Origin of the sequence: Pseudomonas sp. BS-2016, assembly GCF_001806145.1 — a bacterium.
GTDB classification, from domain to species: domain Bacteria; phylum Pseudomonadota; class Gammaproteobacteria; order Pseudomonadales; family Pseudomonadaceae; genus Aquipseudomonas; species Aquipseudomonas lundensis.
The window spans coordinates 1-1,989 of sequence record NZ_MLCT01000070.1; the positions used below are offsets into that span (position 1 = coordinate 1).

Sequence of the window (1,989 nt, forward strand, 5' to 3'; positions counted from 1 at the left end):
GCACCCGCTGCGCCAGTGGACATCCTGTTTGAAACCCCGGCGGCCAGCGAGTACGACGGGATCGAATTCCTCGAATTTGCCGTGGATGAAAGCCTTGGCGCCAAACTGAGCAATTGGCTGGAACGCCTGGGGTTTGCCAAGGCCGGCCAGCATCGCTCGAAGAATGTGAGCCTGTTGCGCCAGGGCGATATCAATCTGATCCTCAACTGCGAACCCTATTCCTTCGCCCACAACTTTTTCGAGGCCCACGGCCCGTCGCTGTGCGCCACGGCAATTCGGGTCAAGGACAGTGCCAAGGCCCTGGAGCGGGCGGTGGCCTACAAGGGCCAGCCTTATCGCGGCCTGGTCGGCCCCAACGAGCTGGAATTGGCCGCCGTGCGTGCACCGGATGGCAGCCTGATTTACCTGGTCGATCCCAGCGAAGGCGGGCTGTACGACACCGATTTCAACCTGCAGGCGGCCACACCCGCCAGCGGCGGCTTGCTGCGCATCGACCACATGGCCATGGCCTTGCCGGCCGACAGCCTCGACAGTTGGGTATTGTTTTATAAGAGCCTGCTGGATTTTGAAGCCGACGATGAAGTGGTGCTGCCCGACCCTTACGGCCTGGTGAAAAGCCGTGCGTTGCGCAGCCGTTGCAGCTCGATCCGTCTGCCGCTGAACATCTCCGAAAACCGCAACACCGCGATTTCCCACGCGCTCTCCAGCTATCGCGGTTCGGGCGTGCACCACATTGCCTTCGATTGCGCGGATATTTTCGCCGAGGTACGCCGGGCCAAAGAAGCCGGTGTGCCGTTGCTGGATATCCCGCTCAACTATTACGACGACCTGGCGGCACGCTTCGATTTCGACGAGGAGTTCCTCAGTGAGTTGGCGTATTACAACGTGCTGTACGACCGCGACGCCCAGGGCGGTGAGTTGTTTCATGTGTACACCGAGGCGTTCGAGGGGCGGTTTTTCTTCGAGATCATCCAGCGCAAGAATGGCTATGCCGGCTACGGCGCTGCCAACGTCGCGGTGCGTCTGGCGGCGATGGCCAAGTCGCGCAGTGGGGCGGTACGCCAGGCTCGGCTATAACCGCAAGGCAGGTGCTTCCTTCGGGGAGCGCCGCGGCCCATAATCAGCGCCTGCACAACAATGGCCGTGAGCGCACCATGACCTCGAGTCCCGATCTCCCCGCGGTAGCTGACGCACCGCGCAAGAGTCGCAAGAACAATCCGGAAAAGACCCGGGAGAATATTCTCCAGGAAGCCATTGTCGAGTTTGTTCAACAGGGCCTGGCCGGCGCTCGCGTAGACGCCATCGCCGAGCGCATTCACACCTCCAAGCGCATGATCTATTACTACTTCGGCAGCAAGGAGCAGCTATACGTCGAGGTGCTGGAGAAGCTCTACGGTGATATCCGCAACACCGAAACGCGCATGAACCTCACCGCCCTGGAGCCGCGTGAGGCGATTCGCCGGCTGGTGGAATTCACCTTTGATCACCACGACCAGAACGTGGATTTCGTGCGCATCGTCAGCATCGAAAACATCCACAACGCCGAGTACGTCAAACGCACCGAGACCATCAAGGCGATGAACAGCAAAATCCTGGAAGGGTTGGGGGAGACCCTGCGCCGCGGGGCTGAGTTGGGGCTGTTTCGCGAAGGGCTGGAGCCGCTGGATGTGCACTTGCTGATCAACTCGTTCAGTTTCTACCGGGTGTCCAACCGGCACACCTTCAGCGAGATTTTCCAGATCGAACTGTCGGATGAGGCGATCAAGCAGCGCCATCGGGAAATGATTTGCGAGTCGGTGCTGCGCTACCTGCAAGCCTGAGAACTGATCGTTCCCACGCAGAGCGTGGGAACGATCATGATGGGGTTGCATACCTAGATATTCATGCTCTGGAAGTGCGCCAGCATTCTGTCTGCATCCGCCACTTCGCCGCTGAACAACTCAAATGCCTTCACCGCCTGAAACACCGCCATATTGCCGCCATCCAGGG

Annotated in this window: 2 protein-coding genes and 1 pseudogene; 2 read left to right on the forward strand and 1 reads right to left on the reverse strand. The window is 59.9% G+C overall.

Translation table 11 applies throughout. The annotated features are described in order from the left end of the window. Together BKD70_RS22280 and BKD70_RS22285 are read left to right on the forward strand one after the other, a co-directional pair. On the forward strand, window positions 1-1,077 hold a 1,077-nt coding region (locus BKD70_RS22280), incomplete at its 5' end, for a 4-hydroxyphenylpyruvate dioxygenase family protein (protein ID WP_139145790.1). Between the two features lie 77 nt (window positions 1,078-1,154). Continuing rightward, entirely contained in the window at window positions 1,155-1,820 is a 666-nt protein-coding gene (locus BKD70_RS22285; protein ID WP_014720036.1) for a TetR/AcrR family transcriptional regulator, read from the forward strand. Between the two features lie 53 nt (window positions 1,821-1,873). Here the strand turns inward: BKD70_RS22285 and BKD70_RS24910 are convergent. Then, window positions 1,874-1,989, reverse strand: a pseudogene (locus BKD70_RS24910) (shikimate dehydrogenase); the annotation flags it as partial.

Bases quoted from the DNA above. Each gene is read 5' to 3' on its own strand.
- BKD70_RS22285 (WP_014720036.1), top strand. From the start codon at position 1,155: ATGACCTCGAGTCCCGATCTCCCCGCGGTAGCTGACGCACCGCGCAAG.